This is a genomic window from Streptomyces lancefieldiae (assembly GCF_031845825.1).
Taxonomy (GTDB): domain Bacteria; phylum Actinomycetota; class Actinomycetes; order Streptomycetales; family Streptomycetaceae; genus Streptomyces; species Streptomyces lancefieldiae.
The window spans coordinates 15,020-30,985 of record NZ_JAVRFH010000066.1 but is presented as its reverse complement, the minus strand read 5'-3'; the positions used below and the strand labels follow the sequence as shown (position 1 = coordinate 30,985).

The following is a 15,966-nucleotide window of genomic DNA, read 5'->3' as shown; positions in this document are numbered from 1 at the left end:
GGGGGGTAGGCAGAGGACGAGGCCAAGGACGTAAAGGCCGACGGCCCCTCCGTGTCGGAGGGGCCGTCGGCCTTCGTCATCGGCTGGGTGGGGGACCGGAGGTCAGCCGCGCCGCCCGCCGTTGCCGTTTCCGCCGTTGCCCTGTCCCTGGAAGATGTTGCCCGGGAAGCCGCCGTCGGTGCCGCCGTTGCCGGTGCCGCCGTCGATCAGGCCGCCGATGAGGCCGCCGTCGCCGTTGTCCCCACCGTTGTCGCCGTCGTCGCCGTTGCGGCCGTCGTCCCGGTCGCCGTCGCCCCGGCCCTTGTCCTCGTCCTTGTCCTTGTCCTTGGCCTTGCTGTCCGGGATGTGCACGAGGTTGAAGTCGGTGGGCGGGGTGCCCTCCAGCGCGCCCGACATCATGTCGCCCCAGATCGGGCCGGGAACCGCGCCACCGAAGACCTTGTCGTGCGGGACGCCGCCGATAGTGATGTTGACCATCTGCCGCTCGTGCTTGGGGTCACCGACCCACACGGCACCGGCGAGATCCGGGGTGTAGCCCACGAACCAGGCCGCGTACCGCTCGTCCGTCGTACCGGTCTTGCCGGCGCTCGGGCGGCTGTCGAGGCCGGCCTGCTGACCCGTACCGTCCTCGACGACGCCCTTGAGCAGGGTGTTGACGGTGTCGGCGGTCTTCTCGGACATGGCCCGCGAGCAGGTGGTCTTCGGGACCGCGAGCGACTTGCTCTTGTCGCCGACCCGCTGGCTGATCGACTCGATGGCGACCGGCGTGCAGTACGTGCCGCGCGAGGCGAAGGTGGCGTACGCGCTCGCCATGGTCAGCGGGGACACCTCGGTGACGCCGAGGGCGATGGACGGCGTCTGCTCCAGCTTGTTGCCGTTGGCGCGCTCCACGCCCATCTTGTCCGCCATCTGCGTCACCGGGCAGATGCCGATGTCGCTGATCATCTGTACGTAGTAGGTGTTGACCGACTTGGCGGTCGCTTCCTTCATGTCGTACGGACCGACCTCGGTCTCGTTCTCGTTGGCGAGCTTGGCGCCCTTCTCGTTCCACGTCTTGCCGTCGCAGGCCGCGACCGGGGTCGGGTAGTCCATCTCGTACGGCGAGGAGTACGTCTGCGTGGCCGGCATGCCGCCCTCGAGGGCCGCCGCGGCCACGATCGGCTTGAACGTCGAGCCGGGCTGGTAGCCCGCGCCGCCGCCCATGTCGTTGTTGACGGACAGGTTGATCGTCGTCTCGCCCTGCTTGGTGTCGATGCCGTACGGGCGGGACTGGCCCATCGCGACGATCTTGCCGGTGCCGGGCTCGACGATGGTGGCCGCGGTCGCCACCTCGTCGCTCGTGTAGACGTGGTCCTTGATCGACTTCTGTACCGACTGCTGGGCCTGCGGGTCGAGGGTCGTACGGATCGTCAGACCGCCCTGGTTCCAGATCTTGGCGCGGTCCTCCTTGGTCTTGCCGAAGACCGGGTTGGACAGGAACACCGCGCGCACGTAGTCGCAGAAGAAGCCCGCGCCCTTCACGGCCGTGATGCAGCCGTTCTTGGGGCGGCTGACCTTCAGACCCAGCGGTGCCGCCTGGGCCTTGTCGGCCTCGGCCTGGGAGATGTCGCCGACCTGGGCCATGCGCTGCAGCACGACATTGCGCCGCTTGGTGGCCTCCGCCGCGTCGTTGACCGGGTCGTACCGGCTGGGCGACTGGACGATGCCGGCCAGGAGGGCGGACTCCTGGAGGTTGAGGTCCTTGGCGGGCTTGGAGAAGTAGCGCTGGGCGGCCGCCTCGACGCCGTAGGCCTGCTGGCCGAAGAAGGTGATGTTCAGGTAGTTCTCGAGGATCCTCTTCTTGCCCAGCTCCTCCTCGACCTGGATCGCGAGCTTCAGTTCGCGGATCTTGCGGCCGATGGTCTGCTGGGTGGCCTCGGCGACCTTCGTCGGGTCGTCGCCCGCCTCCTCGACGAAGACGTTCTTGACGTACTGCTGCGTGAGCGTGGACGCGCCCTCGGAGACCTCACCGCTGCGCGCGTTCTTGTTGAGCGCCCGCAGGACGCCCTTGAGGTCGACCGCGCCGTGCTCGTAGAAGCGCGAGTCCTCGATCGCGACGATCGCCTTCTGCATGTAGGGCGACATGTCCTTGAGGGGGACCACCGTGCGGTCGCGCGAGTAGACCGTGGCGATGGTGCCGCCCTTGGCATCCAGGATGGCGGTGCGCTGGCTCAGCGGGGGAGTCTTCAGGTTGGCCGGGAGAGCGTCGAAACTCTCCACCGAGCCCTTGGCCGCCAGCCCCAGCGCGCCCACGGCGGGCAACGCGATGCCGGCCAGGACTGCTCCCGCGAGCACACTGACACCGAGGAACTTGGCGGCCTGCTGCGTTGGCGACAGACCACCGCCCGAGCGCTTCTTTGGCATGAAGGCAGCCTACGTTCTCATTCGCCGGACACGCGTACAGGCATTGGCCTAAGCTGCTCTCAACTGTCACAGCAGGGCGGCCACGTATCAATACGTCCGGCGTCCTCGAATCGTTCCGGATCTGCTCGAGTTTTTTCCGCGAGGCCCCAGACACACCCCGGCTGGGGGCGCGTTGGCGCGTGCGAGCGCGTGCCGCGGTGCATGGGATGCGTGTCCGATTCCGCCTTGTGTGGTGTTCGGTGTCCGTTGTGGCGCAAGAGGGATGACCTGAATGTCGAGGTTGTCGTATATGTCGCCAGCTCACTCCCCCGGGTGATCTGCCGCTTACCCATAGTCCGTTCGGGCCATTCAAGATTGGGCCCGAAGGGGGTGTTGCGCTGTGTCCACCTTCCGTAACGTCCTCAACTGGCGGCGGTGAATATGCCGCTGCCGCCGTGGGGGAGCCTCGATTCGGGAGAGGACGGCGCCGGTATGGGCTGGGTAACCGACTGGAGTGCGCAGGCCGCCTGCCGCACTACCGATCCGGACGAACTGTTCGTTCAAGGAGCAGCGCAGAACAGGGCCAAGGCGGTGTGCACCGGATGTCCGGTGCGGACCGAGTGCCTGGCCGACGCGCTCGACAACCGCGTCGAGTTCGGCGTGTGGGGAGGCATGACGGAGCGGGAACGCCGCGCACTGCTGCGTCGGCGGCCCACCGTGACCTCCTGGCGCCGGCTGCTGGAGACGGCGCGGACGGAGTACGAGCGAGGGACCGGCATCGTGCCCCTCGACGACGACGAGGTCTACGAGAACTACGCGGCCGTGGGCTGACACGGCCGACGCTCCTCGGCCGACGGCTCCTCGGGCCACCCTTGGCCGACGGCTCCTCGGTCGGTACCTTCCTGCCGGTACAGCCCGGTCGGATACGTCCCGGTCGGCACGTGCCGGTTGCGTACGTCCTGGTCGGTGCGGTCGTCCCGGTCGGGTCAGGCGCCCGTCTCGGGCAGCTCGGGCCGGCCCGTCGCGAGCCGTACTCCGATGTCCCGCAGCCCCGCGAGGTCGTGCACGTCGCCGGGCAGCGCGGCCACCTCGGTGACCGCCACCTCGGGGTGACGCGCGGTGAAGCGGTCACGTGTGCGCTGCTCGCGGGCGAGCAGGTGCATCCGGTCCGCGTGCAGCCTCAGCAGGCCCGCGGTGAGCTGGTCGACGGATCGCTCTGGTGTGTCAGGAACCGCGGGAGAAGCATCGGCCTCGGCCTCGGCTCCGGCCCCGGGCTTCGGGGAGGATGCGGACTCGGGAGAGGAGTCAGGCTCGGGGGAGTCTGAACTGCCGTGCGCGTCGAGGGAGTTACGAACTCCAGCTTTCCCGCCGTCCTGATCCACAATGCGGGGATCCTCAAGATTTTCCGCGGCGGCCAGCGCCCGCTCGGCGGACAGCCGGTCGGCGCCGCTGCCGTGGACCCGGTTGAGCACCAGACCGGCGAGCGGCATGTCCTCCGCCGCCAGCCGCTCCACGAAGTACGCGGCCTCACGCAGTGCGTCCCGCTCCGGGGCCGCGACCACCAGGAACGCCGTCCCGGGCGCCTGGAGCAACTTGTACGTCGCGTCCGCGCGCGTACGGAACCCGCCGAACATCGAGTCCATCGCGGCCACGAACGTCTGCACGTCCTTCAGGAACTGCCCGCCCAGCACCTTCCCCAGGACGCCGGTCATCATCGACATGCCGACGTTCAGGAACTTCATGCCGGCCCGGCCGCCGACCTTCGCCGGGGCCAGCAGGACGCGGATCAGCTTGCCGTCGAGGAAGGAGCCGAGCCGCTTGGGTGCGTCCAGGAAGTCCAGCGCCGAGCGGGACGGCGGGGTGTCGACGACGATCAGGTCCCACTCGTCCCTCGCCCGCAGCTGCCCCAGCTTCTCCATCGCCATGTACTCCTGCGTGCCCGCGAAACCCGCGGAGAGCGACTGGTAGAAGGGGTTGCCCAGGATCGCCGCCGCCCGCTCGGGATCCGCGTGCGCCTCGACGATCTCGTCGAAGGTGCGCTTCATGTCGAGCATCATGGCGTGCAGTTCACCGCCCGCCGAGTCGTCGACTCCCTTCACCCGGCGCGGGGTGTTGTCGAGCGAGTCGATTCCCATGGACTGGGCGAGCCGCCGCGCCGGGTCGATGGTCAGGACCACCACCTTGCGGCCCCGCTCGGCCGCGCGCAGGCCCAGGGCCGCCGCGGTGGTCGTCTTGCCGACCCCGCCGGAGCCGCAGCACACCACGATGCGCGTCTTCGGGTCCTCCAGCAGCGGGTCGACGTCGAGCACGCGCGTGGCAGAGAGGTGCCGCGCGCCCTCCTGCGGCCGGGCCGGGTCCGGACTCATGCGATCCCCTGCTTCCGCAGCTCGGTGGCCAGTTCGTACAGTCCCGCCAGGTCCATGCCCTCGGCGAGCAGCGGGAGTTCGTGCAGCGGCAGGCCCAGCTCGGTCAGCACGCCCCGCTGTTCCCGCTCCAGCGCGTACCGCTCCGCGTACTCCCCGGCCTGCGCCAGCAGCGGGTCCACCAGCCGCTCGGCGTGCCCGCCCCGCCGCGCCCCGCCGAGCCCGGCCCCGGACAGGGACCGCGCGAGTGCCGAACGCGGTGTGTCGCGTACGAGTTCCAGGTCCGTCGTGTCCAACACCTCGGGCCGGACCATGTTGACGACGACCCGTCCCACCGGCAGCCGCGCCGCCCGCAGCTCGGCGATGCCGTCCGCGGTCTCCTGGACCGGCATCTCCTCCAGCAGCGTCACCATGTGGACGGCGGTCTCCCGCGACTTCAGCACCCGCATCACGGCCTGAGCCTGATTGTGTATGGGGCCGACCTTCGCGAGCCCGGCCACCTCGTCGTTGACATTGAGGAAGCGGGTGATGCGGCCGGTCGGCGGTGCGTCCATGACGACGTAGTCGTAGGCGAACCGCCCGTTCTTGTCCTTGCGCCGCACCGCCTCGCACGCCTTGCCGGTCAGCAGGACGTCTCTGACACCCGGGGCGATGGTGGTCGCGAAGTCGATCGCGCCGAGCTTCTTCAGGGCCCGTCCGGCGCTGCCCAGCTTGTAGAACATCTGGAGGTAGTCCAGAAGGGCCAGTTCGGCGTCGATGGCGAGGGCGTACACCTCCCCGCCCCCGGGAGCGACGGCGATCTTCCGCTCCTCATAAGGCAGCGCCTCCGTTTCGAAGAGCTGCGCGATGCCCTGGCGACCCTCGACCTCGACGAGAAGCGCGCGCTTCCCCTCGGTGGCCAGGGCCAGCGCGAGGGCCGCGGCCACCGTGGTCTTGCCGGTTCCGCCCTTGCCACTGACGACCTGGAGCCTGCTCACGTATTCGAGCGTAACCAGTCCGCGCGCGGAGTACGCCGGAGACTGTGGACAACGTCGTCGCGGTCGGCCGTCCGACCGGCCCCGGGGTGCGGCTAGAGTCGGCCGCATGACCAAGTGGGAATACGCAACCGTGCCGCTGCTCGTCCACGCCACGAAGCAGATCCTGGACACCTGGGGCGAGGACGGCTGGGAGCTCGTCCAGGTCGTGCCCGGGCCGAACAACCCCGAACAGCTCGTGGCCTACCTGAAGCGGGAGAAGCAGGCATGAGTGCCGTCGAGGCGAAGCTGGCCGAGCTCGGGCTGACGCTGCCCGAGGTCGTCCCGCCGCTGGCCGCGTACCAGCCGGCCGTGCAGTCCGGGCCGTACGTCTACACCTCCGGCCAGCTGCCGATGCTGGGGGGCAAGCTTCCGGTCACCGGCAAGGTCGGCGCCGAGGTCACCCCGGACGAGGCCAAGGAACTGGCCCGCACCTGCGCGCTGAACGCCCTGGCCGCCGTGAAGTCCGTCGCCGGTGACCTCGACCGCATCGCGCGCGTGGTGAAGGTCGTCGGCTTCGTCGCCTCCGCGTCCGACTTCACCGGCCAGCCGGCCGTGATCAACGGCGCCAGCGAGCTCCTCGGCGAGGTCCTGGGCGACAAGGGCGTCCACGCCCGCAGCGCGGTCGGCGTGGCGGTGCTGCCGCTGGACGCGCCGGTGGAGGTCGAGGTCCAGGTGGAGCTCGTCCAGGCGTAGGGCGACGCCGTACGGGCGCGCCGACGTGCGCGCTGCGAGGGCGCGCGGCAGGGTGCGGGCGGCCCAGTGCGTGCGGCCGGATCGGCGCGCGCTGCGGTCAGGGTGCGGACCGGCTCCGCGCGCCGTGACCGGGTGTGCGGTCGGATCGGCGCGTGCCGCCGGGTCGGTCTGTCGGCCGGGGCGCGTACTGCCGGGCCTGGCGCGTACCGCCGGGTCTGTGGAGTCCGGCCGGGACCGGCCGCCGGGCTGACGGTGCCGGGTGGCGTGTGCGGGCCGGAGTGAATCGGCGGGTGGAGTGCAGCCGGGCCGGCTGCCGGGACGGCGGGTGTGCTCCCGGGCCGGCGGGTGTGCTCCCGGGCCGGTGTGTGTGGCTCGGTCGGTGTGCGTGGCTGGGTGGCGTGCGGGTTGCGTGCGTTGCCGGGATGGCAAGAAACCTCGCCCCCGTCTCTCCGCCTCCGCAGGATGGTCACCGGTGCCCCGCCCGCGGCGGGGGCCGGCGGTCGGCGCCGGTCCCGCCGGCCGGCCCCGCACCGGACCGACCGCACGTGCCAGGAGGAACCATGCCGCAGACGTCCGCGACCGACCACCGCCCCGTCCAGGAGCCCGTCCACCGTCTGGTGTCCTCTCCGGCCGGCCGCATCCACCTCGTGGAGCAGGGCAGCGGACCGCTGGTCCTGCTCGTCCACGGTTTCCCGGAGTCCTGGTACTCCTGGCGCCACCAGATGCCCGCGCTGGCCGCCGCCGGTTTCCGCGCCGTCGCCATCGACGTGCGCGGCTACGGTCGCTCGTCGCGGCCCGACGCGGTGGAGGCGTACCGGATGCTCGAGCTGGTGGCGGACAACGTCGCCGTGGTGGAGGCCCTCGGCGAGCGGTCCGCCGTGATCGTCGGCCACGACTGGGGCGCGACCATCGCCGCGCACTCCGCGCTGCTGCGGCCCGACGTGTTCCGCGCGGTCGGCCTGCTCAGCGTGCCGTACACCCCGCCGGGCGGCCCCAAGCCGAGCGAGGTCTTCGCCGGCATGAGCGACCCCGCCGGCCCGTTCGCCGGGCAGGAGTTCTACGTCTCCTACTTCCAGGAGGCCGGCCGGGCCGAGGCGGAGATCGAGCCCGACGTGCGCGGCTGGCTCGCCGGCCTCTACGCCGCCCTGTCCGCCGACACCATGCCCGCCCCGGAAGCCCCCGACCCGCACTTCGTCGCTCCCGGCGGCAGGATGCGCGACCGTTTCCCGGCGGCCGGCCGGCTGCCCTCCTGGCTCACCGAGGAGGACCTGGACGTCTACGCCGGTGAGTTCGAGCGCACCGGCCTGACCGGCGCCCTCAACCGCTACCGCAACATGGACCGCGACTGGGCCGACCTGGCCGGCCATCGGGGCGCCCCGATCACCCAGCCGTCCCTCTTCCTCGGCGGCGGCCTGGACGCCTCCACCACCTGGCTGTCCGACGCGATCGACGCCTACCCGGCCACCCTGCCCGGCCTGACCGCCTCGCACCTCCTCGACGGCTGCGGCCACTGGCTCCAGCAGGAGCGCCCGGAGGAGACGAACCGGCTGCTCACCGAGTGGCTGGCCGCCCTCCCCGGCTGACCGCCGCCGCAGGCCCCGTGCGGCCCGGGGACCACTCGAACATCCGCCCGTCACCGGATAGCCTCCGGCCATGGCGAATGGGCAGGCGAATGGTCAGTGGTACCCACCGGAGTGGCCGGACCGCATCCGCGCGCTGGCGGCCGGCACCCTCACCCCGGTCACCCCCAAGCGCGCGGCCACCGTCATGCTCCTGAAGGACACCGACACCGACACCGACACCGACACCGACACCGGTACGGTCGTCCACATGCTGCGCCGGCGCACCTCCATGGCGTTCGCCGGCGGCGCGTACGCCTATCCGGGCGGCGCGGTCGATCCGCGCGACGACGACCGTGTCATCGGCTGGGCGGGCCCCACGCGCGCGTGGTGGGCGGACCGGCTCGCCGTCGACGAGGCGGGCGCCCAGGCGATCGTCTGCGCGGCCGTACGCGAGACGTTCGAGGAGGCGGGCGTCCTGCTCGCCGGCCCGACCGGTGACTCGGTGGTGGGCGACACGACCGGCCCGGACTGGGAGGCGGACCGGGCCGCCCTGGTCGCCCGTGAGCTGTCCTTCGCGGAGTTCCTGGACCGCCGGGGACTCGTCCTGCGCTCCGACCTGCTGGGCGCCTGGGCCCGCTGGGTCACCCCCGAGTTCGAGTCCCGGCGCTACGACACGTGGTTCTTCGTGGCCGCCCTCCCCGAGGGGCAGCGCACCCGCAACGCCTCCACGGAGGCCGACCGCACGGTGTGGATCACCCCGTCCGAGGCGGCCGCCGGGTACGACAAGGGCGAGCTGCTGATGATGCCGCCGACCGTCGCGACCCTGCGCGCGCTGGCGGAGTGCGGTACGGCGGCCGAGGCGCTCGCGGCGGCGCCGGGCCGCGACATGACGCCCGTGCTGGCCGAGGCGCGGTCGGCGGGCGGTGAGATCGTGGTCTCGTGGCCGGGCCACGACGAGTTCACCAAGCACGTCCCGAGCACGGCACCGACGCCGGCGACACCTTCCGACCCGACCGGGGGAGCCCCCGCATGACGGACGCAGCAGCACTGCCCGGACAGCCGCGAGGGGGTGTCCTCTCCGGCCCCGCCACCGCGCGCGCGGTGAACGTTCTCGCGCCCAACGCGTCCGCGATGACCCTGGACGGGACGAACACCTGGATCCTCGCCGAGCCCGACTCCGACCTGGCCGTCGTCGTGGACCCGGGTCCGCTGGACGACACCCACCTGCGGCACGTCGTCGACACGGCCGAGCGGGCGGGCAAGCGCGTCGCGCTGACGCTCCTGACGCACGGTCACCCGGACCACGCGGAGGGCGCCGCCCGGTTCGCCGAGCTGACGCGCACGAACGTGCGGGCACTGGACCCGGCCCTGCGGCTGGGCGACGAGGGGCTGGCCGCCGGCGACGTGATCGGGGTCGGCGGTCTGGAGCTGAGGGTCGTACCGACGCCCGGCCACACGGCCGACTCCCTGTGCTTCCATCTCCCCGCCGACCGGGCGGTCCTGACGGGCGACACGATCCTGGGCCGCGGTACGACGGTCGTGGCCCACCCCGACGGTCGCCTCGGCGACTACCTGGACTCCCTGCGCCGGCTCAGGTCGCTCACGACCGACGACGGGGTGCACACGGTGCTTCCGGGCCACGGGCCCGTCCTGGAGGACGCCCAGGGCGCCGTGGAGTACTACCTCGCCCACCGCGCCCACCGTCTCGCCCAGGTCGAGACGGCCGTGGAGGACGGCTACCGGACGCCGGGCGAGGTCGTCGCCCACGTCTACGCGGACGTCGACCGCTCCCTGTGGCCGGCGGCCGAACTGTCGGTACGGGCGCAGCTGGAGTACCTGGACGAGCACGGGCTCATCCAGTTGCCCGACTGAGGTCCGTCAGCGGGAGCGCTTGGCCAGCCGCTCCACGTCCAGCAGGATCACCGCGCGGGCCTCCAGGCGGAGCCAACCGCGCTGGGCGAAGTCCGCCAGGGCCTTGTTGACCGTCTCGCGGGACGCGCCGACCAACTGGGCCAGCTCCTCCTGCGTCAGGTCGTGCACGACGTGGATGCCCTCCTCGGACTGCACGCCGAAGCGGCGGGAGAGGTCCAGCAGGGCGCGGGCGACACGGCCGGGGACGTCCGAGAAGACCAGGTCGGACATGGCGTCGTTGGTCTTGCGCAGGCGGCGCGCGACGGCGCGCAGCAGCGCGGTGGCCACCTCGGGGCGGACGTTCAGCCAGGGCTGGAGGTCGCCGTGGCCGAGGGCGAGAAGCTTGACCTCGGTCAGGGCGGTGGCGGTCGCCGTGCGCGGACCCGGGTCGAAGAGCGACAGCTCGCCGATCAGCTCGCTGGGACCGACGACGGCCAGCATGTTCTCGCGGCCGTCGGGGGACGTGCGGTGGAGCTTGACCTTGCCTTCCGTGACCACGTAGAGGCGGTCTCCGGGGTCGCCCTCGTGGAACAGCGAGTCGCCGCGGGCGAGGGTCACCTCACTCATGGAGGCGCGAAGCTCCGCGGATTGCTCGTCGTCGAGCGCCGCGAAGAGCGGGTTGCGCCGCAGAACGTCGTCCACGAGTTCTCTCCTTGTCGACCGGCTCAGAGGATCTTGTTCCCCCGTGTACCAGGGGTCCGTGGTGCCCATTTTGCCGGACAGTCCAAACAGTGTGATCTGTCACAAGGATGCCGCACCGGTGTCCCGGGGTACGCGGCAGGGGTCCAATTGGACGCCGATCTTGGAGGTGCGGGGCGGATGTCGGTGCCGGGTCGTAGGCTGGCCGAGTGTCCAAATCGCCGGTGAGAGCACAGGCCTAGGGGGCTGCGCGGGTGAGTGTACGTCGCGATTCCGCTGTGGGTGAACAGGGTCCCGATGGCGGTAGGAAAACGGCGAAAGCGACAAAGGGATCGGTGCCTGCCAAGAGGGTGACCGCGGAGGCGGAGAAGGGTGCCGTGACGAACAGCGCTGAGAAGTCCCCGGCGCCCGCGAAGAAGGCGGCGTCCGCGAAGAAGGCCGGGGCCGTGAAGAAGGCGGCCTCCGCGAAGACGGCCGCGTCCGCCGGGAAACCGGCTTCCGCGAAGAAGACCAGTTCGGCGAGGAAGACCGGTTCCGCGAAGAAGACCGCGAAGAAGGCCCCGCCCCTCAAGAAGCAGGCGCCCGCCAAGAAGCCCGCTGTCGTCCCCGAGAAGGCCACCGTCGCCGTCGAGGGCGTCGCGCCCGCGAGGACCGTCGCCCCGAAGTCGCCGCGCGGCGAGTCGCGCACCGCGCTGGTGCGCCGCGCCCGCCGTATCAACCGCGAGCTCGCGGACGTGTACCCGTACGCCCACCCGGAGCTGGACTTCGAGAACCCGTTCCAGCTGGTGGTGGCCACGGTGCTGTCCGCCCAGACCACCGACCTGCGCGTCAACCAGACGACGCCCGCGCTCTTCGCCAAGTACCCCACCCCCGAGGACCTGGCCGCCGCCAACCCCGAGGAGGTCGAGGAGATCCTCCGCCCGACCGGCTTCTTCCGGGCCAAGACCAAGTCGGTCATAGGGCTGTCCAAGGCCCTGGTGGAGGACTTCGGCGGTGAGGTCCCCGGGCGCCTCGAAGACCTCGTCAAGCTGCCCGGCGTCGGCCGCAAGACCGCCTTCGTCGTGCTCGGCAACGCGTTCGGCCGCCCCGGCATCACCGTGGACACGCACTTCCAGCGCCTGGTGCGCCGCTGGCAGTGGACCGACGAGACCGACCCGGACAAGATCGAGGCCGCCGTCGGCGCGCTCTTCCCCAAGAGTGACTGGACGGACCTCTCCCACCACGTGATCTGGCACGGCCGCCGGATCTGCCACGCCCGCAAGCCCGCCTGCGGCGCCTGCCCCATCGCCCCGCTCTGTCCCGCTTACGGCGAGGGCGAGACCGAACCGGAGAAGGCGAAGAAGCTGCTGAAGTACGAGAAGGGCGGCTTCCCCGGCCAGCGCCTGAAGCCCCCGCAGGCGTACCTGGACGCGGGCGGCACCCCGGCGCCACCGCTGGGGGCCGGGTGACGGAACGATCGCGGGGACGTCGGGCGTTGGACAGGGCAGAGCGGGGGTGGCGATGACACGGGCGAGCGACACGCGGGGCGGGATCCTCAGCAAGGAGGGCCTGCCCGGCTGGCTGGATCCGGTGGTGCGGGCCGCCGAGACGGTGCAGCCCGGACAGCTGAGCCGCTTCCTCCCGCCGGAGAACGGCTCGGGGCGCCAGTCCGCCGTACTGATCCTTTTCGGTGAGGGCGAGGACGGTCGGGGTCAGGGCGGCCAGGGGCCGGGCGGGGGCGGCCGCGGCCCCGAGCTGCTGCTCATGGAGCGGGCCGGCTCCCTGCGCTCGCACGCCGGGCAGCCGTCCTTCCCGGGCGGTGCCCTGGACCCCGAGGACGGTGACCCACAGGGCGACGGACCGCTGCGCGCCGCCCTGCGCGAGGCCGAGGAGGAGACCGGTCTCGACCCGGCCGGCGTGCAGCTCTTCGGTGTCCTGCCCAAGCTCTACATCCCGATCAGCGGCTTCGTCGTCACACCGGTGCTGGGCTGGTGGCGCGAGCCCTCCCCGGTCGGCGTCGTCGATCCCAACGAGACCGCGCGGGTCTTCACGGTCCCCGTGGCGGATCTCACGGACCCCGCCAACAGAGTCACGGCCATCCACCCCAGGGGCCACCGAGGCCCGGCATTCCTGGTCGAATCGGCACTCGTCTGGGGTTTCACCGCCGGTGTCATCGACCGGTTGCTGCACTTCGCGGGCTGGGAGCGGCCCTGGGACAGGGAGAAGCAGGTCCCGCTGGACTGGCGCGCATGACAGGGTGGCCTGCGTACCGAAGACGACAAGGCGAGGCCTGAATCAGTGAACGTGCTGGACATCCTGTTGCTGCTCGCGGCCGTCTGGTTCGCGATCGTCGGGTACCGCCAGGGCTTCGTCGTCGGCATCCTTTCGGTGATCGGCTTCCTCGGTGGCGGCCTCGTCGCCGTCAATCTGCTGCCCCTCGTCTGGGACACCCTCACGGACAACGCGGAGGTGAGCACGACCGCCGCCGTCGTCGCGGTCGTCGTCGTCATCGTCTGTGCCTCCGTCGGCCAGGCCCTGACCACCCACCTCGGCAACAAGCTGCGCAGACACATCACCTGGTCCCCGGCCCGCGCCCTGGACGCCACCGGTGGCGCCCTGGTCAACGTCGTGGCGATGCTCCTGGTCGCCTGGCTGATCGGCTCCGCGCTCGCCCAGACCACGATGCCGACGGTCGGCAAGGAGGTGCGGCAGTCCCAGGTGCTGCTGGGCGTGCAGGAGGTGCTGCCCCAGCAGGCCGACACCTGGTTCGACAACTTCACCTCCGTCCTCGCGCGCAACGGCTTCCCGCAGGTTTTCAGCCCCTTCTCCAACGAGCCGATCACCGATGTCGACCCGCCCGACCCGGCGCTGGCGAGCAGCCCCGTCGCCACCCGCGCCAAGCAGTCCATCGTCAAGGTCATGGGCACCGCGACCGGCTGCGGCAAGGTCCTCGAGGGCACCGGCTTCGTCTTCGGCGAGCGGCGCGTCATGACCAACGCCCACGTCGTGGGCGGCGTCGACGAGCCCACGGTGCAGATAGGCGGCGAGGGCAGGAAGTACGACGCGACCATCGTCCTCTTCGACTGGCGGCGCGACATCGCCGTACTGGACGTGCCGGAGCTGAACGCACCGGCGCTGCGGTTCGCGGACGACGACGCGGCCCGGGAAGACGGCGCGATCGTCGCGGGCTTCCCGGAGAACGGGGCGTACGACGTCCGTGCCGCGCGTGTGCGCGGGCGCATCGATGCCAGCGGCCCGGACATCTACCACCGCGGCAACGTCAGCCGCGACGTCTACTCGCTCTTCGCGACCGTCCGGCAGGGCAACTCCGGCGGCCCGCTGCTGACGCCCCAGGGCGAGGTCTACGGCGTGGTCTTCGCCAAGTCCCTGGACGACGCCGAGACCGGGTACGCGCTCACCGTGGACGAGATCCGCGAGGACATCACCAAGGGCCGAAGCGCGAGCCAGCAGGTGGACAGCGACAGCTGCGCACTCTGAACGTCCGGACCCCGTGCGGGGCGGCGCCTCGGTTCTCAGCCGCGCGGATGGCGCAGGCGCACGGAGACCCAGCGGGCCCGGCGGCGCAGGATGCGCGGAATGCCCACCCGCAGGTCCGCACCCGCCAGTTGCGGGGTGCCTCCTCGTCGGTGGGTGCTTACGCCGCTCGTGGAGCGGCCGTCGCGTGCTACGTCACTGTAGTCGTGCGTCCAGCCCATACCCGGACGTGTGCCCCCGCCCCAAGGTCGATAACCGTTCTCAGGGCCCCCAATTGGCCTATGCGTCGGGCAAGTGGCCGTTCATAGGACAAGCGTTCCGGGTCCGGATACCGGGCGCGTTCGTTCGGTCACCGACCGGGTTCGGGATCCGTCAACGGTCGGGTTCGGGATCCGTCAACGGTCGGGTTCGGGATCCGTCAACGGTCGGGCTCCGGGTCTCGGAGCCAGTTGATGAGCTCCGTCGAGAAGGCGGCCGGTTCCTCTTCGTGCGGGAAGTGACCGAGGCCGTCGAACAACCGCCAGCGGTACGGCGCTTCGACGTACTGCCCGGACCCCGCCGCGCTGCGTGTCCGCATCACGGGGTCCAGCGAGCCGTGCAGGTGCAGGGTGGGCACGCGCACCGGCCGCTTCATGCGCCGGTAGAACTGGATGCCGTCGGGCCGGGCCAGGGAGCGCACCATCCAGCGGTACGGCTCGATGGAGCAGTGCGCCGTGGAGGGGATGCACATGGCGCGGCGGTAGACCTCCACCACCTCGTCGTCCAGTGGCCGCGGCCCCGACCAGTCGTCGATCAGCCGGCCGACCAGCGCACCGTCGTCCGCGGTCAGTTGGCGCTCGGGGATCCAGGGGCGCTGGAAGCCCCAGATGTAGGAACCCGCCCGCGTCTGGCGGACGTCGCCGAGCATGGCCGAGCGCCAGCGCCGGGGATGCGGCATCGAGGAGACCGCGAGCCGCCGTACGAGCTTGGGCCGCATCGCGGCGGCCGTCCAGGCCAGGTAGCCGCCCAGGTCGTGGCCGACCAGCGCGGCGTCCGGCTCGCCGAGCGAGCGGATCACGCCGGTGATGTCGAGGGCGAGGCCGGCGGGGTCGTAGCCGCGCGGGGTGCGGTCGCTGCCGCCGACGCCGCGCAGGTCCATGGCGACCGCGCGGAAACCGGCGTCGGCGAGCGCCACCAACTGGTGCCGCCAGGTCCACCAGAACTGCGGGAAGCCGTGCAGCAGCAGGACCAGCGGTCCGTCGCCCAGTTCGGCGATGTGGAAGCGGGCGCCGTTGGCGGCGACGTCCCGGTGGATCACTTCGCGCCCGCCGGGGACGTCGGGTCGTACGACCGAGGCGGGTTGCGCCGATGGGGTGGCGGGATCCGTCATGAGGACGAGCGTGCCACAGCCTCGATGGCTTCGGGTGACCGGTCCGCGGGCAGTTCCGGCCGCGGGTGCGGCTTGGCGTTCTGGAGGACGCCCGCCGACTGCTTCACCGAGGCGGCTACCTTCTGCGGGCCGCGGCCCTTCTTGGCCTTCTTCGCGAAGACGACGCCGATCAGCGCGAGCAGGCCCGCGACGAGGACGTTCGCGGCGAAGGACAGCAGGAAGCAGACCGCGAGGTTCCAGCCGCTCCAGGTGCGGATGCCGTAGGCCAGCGCGAAGCTCAGCATGGGCAGCGAGAACACCAGGAGCAGGCCCGCCGCCGAGAACGCGCCGCCGCTCGTCGCCCCGCGCTTGACGTCCTGCCTGAGCTGCGCCTTGGCCAGCGCGATCTCGTCGTGCACCAGCGCCGACAATTCGGTGGTCGCCGAGGCGAACAGCTGGCCGATGCTGCGTTCGGTGCCGACCGGGCTGCCGTCGGGTGCGCTCATCGCGGTCTCCCTCTTCTGCTGGCTCTCTGCGTACGGTTCCCGCTGCGGTCGTCGTCTTCTGTCCGACTGCGT

Annotated in this window: 16 protein-coding genes; 9 read left to right on the top strand and 7 right to left on the bottom strand. The window is 71.5% G+C overall.

All coding sequences use genetic code 11. The annotated features are described in order from the left end of the window. Positions 1-102 precede the first annotated feature (102 nt). On the bottom strand, positions 103-2,403 hold the full coding sequence (locus RM812_RS36225; protein WP_311583288.1) for a transglycosylase domain-containing protein: 2,301 nt from the start codon (positions 2,401-2,403) through the stop codon (positions 103-105). Positions 2,404-2,874: 471 nt separating this feature from the next. Between RM812_RS36225 and wblA the strand changes: the two genes are divergently transcribed. Further along, a complete protein-coding gene (gene wblA / locus RM812_RS36220; RefSeq protein ID WP_189421905.1) occupies positions 2,875-3,213 on the top strand; it encodes a transcriptional regulator WblA in 339 nt (112 codons plus the stop codon). 155 nt (positions 3,214-3,368) lie between these two features. On the opposite strand, the gene RM812_RS36215 is transcribed toward wblA, so the two are convergent. Beyond that, positions 3,369-4,748: an ArsA family ATPase gene (locus tag RM812_RS36215; RefSeq protein WP_311583284.1), complete on the bottom strand. Its 1,380-nt coding sequence runs from the start codon at positions 4,746-4,748 to the stop codon at positions 3,369-3,371. Next, positions 4,745-5,722 carry an ArsA-related P-loop ATPase gene (locus tag RM812_RS36210; RefSeq protein WP_311583281.1) on the bottom strand — a complete coding sequence of 326 codons (978 nt, stop codon included), beginning with the start codon at positions 5,720-5,722 and terminating at the stop codon, positions 4,745-4,747. Before RM812_RS36210 ends, RM812_RS36215 begins: the two co-directional genes overlap by 4 nt. 106 nt (positions 5,723-5,828) lie before the next feature. Between RM812_RS36210 and RM812_RS36205 the strand changes: the two genes are divergently transcribed. The 5 genes from RM812_RS36205 (at position 5,829) to RM812_RS36185 (ending at position 9,888) form a co-directional block, all read left to right on the top strand. After that, positions 5,829-5,990 (top strand): DUF4177 domain-containing protein, encoded by a 162-nt coding sequence (locus tag RM812_RS36205; protein ID WP_003975360.1) that lies wholly within the window; start codon positions 5,829-5,831, stop codon positions 5,988-5,990. Continuing rightward, on the top strand, positions 5,987-6,454 hold the full coding sequence (locus tag RM812_RS36200; protein ID WP_311583255.1) for a RidA family protein: 468 nt from the start codon (positions 5,987-5,989) through the stop codon (positions 6,452-6,454). Before RM812_RS36205 ends, RM812_RS36200 begins: the two co-directional genes overlap by 4 nt. A 560-nt stretch (positions 6,455-7,014) precedes the next feature. Next, on the top strand, positions 7,015-8,037 hold the full coding sequence (locus RM812_RS36195) for an alpha/beta fold hydrolase (protein ID WP_311583253.1): 1,023 nt from the start codon (positions 7,015-7,017) through the stop codon (positions 8,035-8,037). Positions 8,038-8,107: 70 nt separating this feature from the next. Continuing rightward, the gene (locus RM812_RS36190; protein ID WP_311583250.1) at positions 8,108-9,049 is read left to right on the top strand and encodes an NUDIX hydrolase; all 942 of its coding nucleotides are present in this window, start codon (positions 8,108-8,110) and stop codon (positions 9,047-9,049) included. Continuing rightward, a complete protein-coding gene (locus tag RM812_RS36185) occupies positions 9,046-9,888 on the top strand; it encodes an MBL fold metallo-hydrolase (protein WP_311583247.1) in 843 nt (280 codons plus the stop codon). Before RM812_RS36190 ends, RM812_RS36185 begins: the two co-directional genes overlap by 4 nt. A gap of 6 nt (positions 9,889-9,894) precedes the next feature. Here RM812_RS36185 and RM812_RS36180 read toward each other — a convergent pair whose 3' ends face one another. Continuing rightward, positions 9,895-10,569 carry a Crp/Fnr family transcriptional regulator gene (locus RM812_RS36180; protein ID WP_019329813.1) on the bottom strand — a complete coding sequence of 225 codons (675 nt, stop codon included), beginning with the start codon at positions 10,567-10,569 and terminating at the stop codon, positions 9,895-9,897. A gap of 332 nt (positions 10,570-10,901) precedes the next feature. On the opposite strand from RM812_RS36180, the gene nth reads away from it, so the two are divergent. Genes nth through RM812_RS36165 form a run of 3 tightly spaced genes read left to right on the top strand, consistent with a single transcriptional unit; the run spans position 10,902 to position 14,043 of the window. Continuing rightward, positions 10,902-12,014, top strand: coding sequence for an endonuclease III (gene nth, locus RM812_RS36175; protein ID WP_394816561.1), 1,113 nt, complete (start codon positions 10,902-10,904; stop codon positions 12,012-12,014). 52 nt (positions 12,015-12,066) lie between these two features. Next, a complete protein-coding gene (locus tag RM812_RS36170) occupies positions 12,067-12,798 on the top strand; it encodes an NUDIX hydrolase (RefSeq protein ID WP_311583233.1) in 732 nt (243 codons plus the stop codon). A 45-nt stretch (positions 12,799-12,843) separates the two neighbouring features. Beyond that, the gene (locus RM812_RS36165) at positions 12,844-14,043 is read left to right on the top strand and encodes a MarP family serine protease (RefSeq protein ID WP_311583230.1); all 1,200 of its coding nucleotides are present in this window, start codon (positions 12,844-12,846) and stop codon (positions 14,041-14,043) included. Positions 14,044-14,078: 35 nt separating this feature from the next. Here RM812_RS36165 and RM812_RS36160 read toward each other — a convergent pair whose 3' ends face one another. The 3 genes from RM812_RS36160 to RM812_RS36150 all read right to left on the bottom strand — a co-directional run bounded on the left by RM812_RS36160 (position 14,079) and on the right by RM812_RS36150 (position 15,894). Then, a complete protein-coding gene (locus tag RM812_RS36160; RefSeq protein ID WP_279564204.1) occupies positions 14,079-14,261 on the bottom strand; it encodes a hypothetical protein in 183 nt (60 codons plus the stop codon). A gap of 197 nt (positions 14,262-14,458) precedes the next feature. Next, positions 14,459-15,409, bottom strand: coding sequence for an alpha/beta fold hydrolase (locus tag RM812_RS36155; RefSeq protein ID WP_311583224.1), 951 nt, complete (start codon positions 15,407-15,409; stop codon positions 14,459-14,461). Further along, positions 15,406-15,894, bottom strand: a complete 489-nt coding sequence (locus RM812_RS36150; RefSeq protein WP_311583221.1) for a phage holin family protein — start codon at positions 15,892-15,894, stop codon at positions 15,406-15,408. The genes RM812_RS36155 and RM812_RS36150 overlap by 4 nt, the downstream gene beginning before the upstream one ends. Positions 15,895-15,966: the final 72 nt, after the last annotated feature.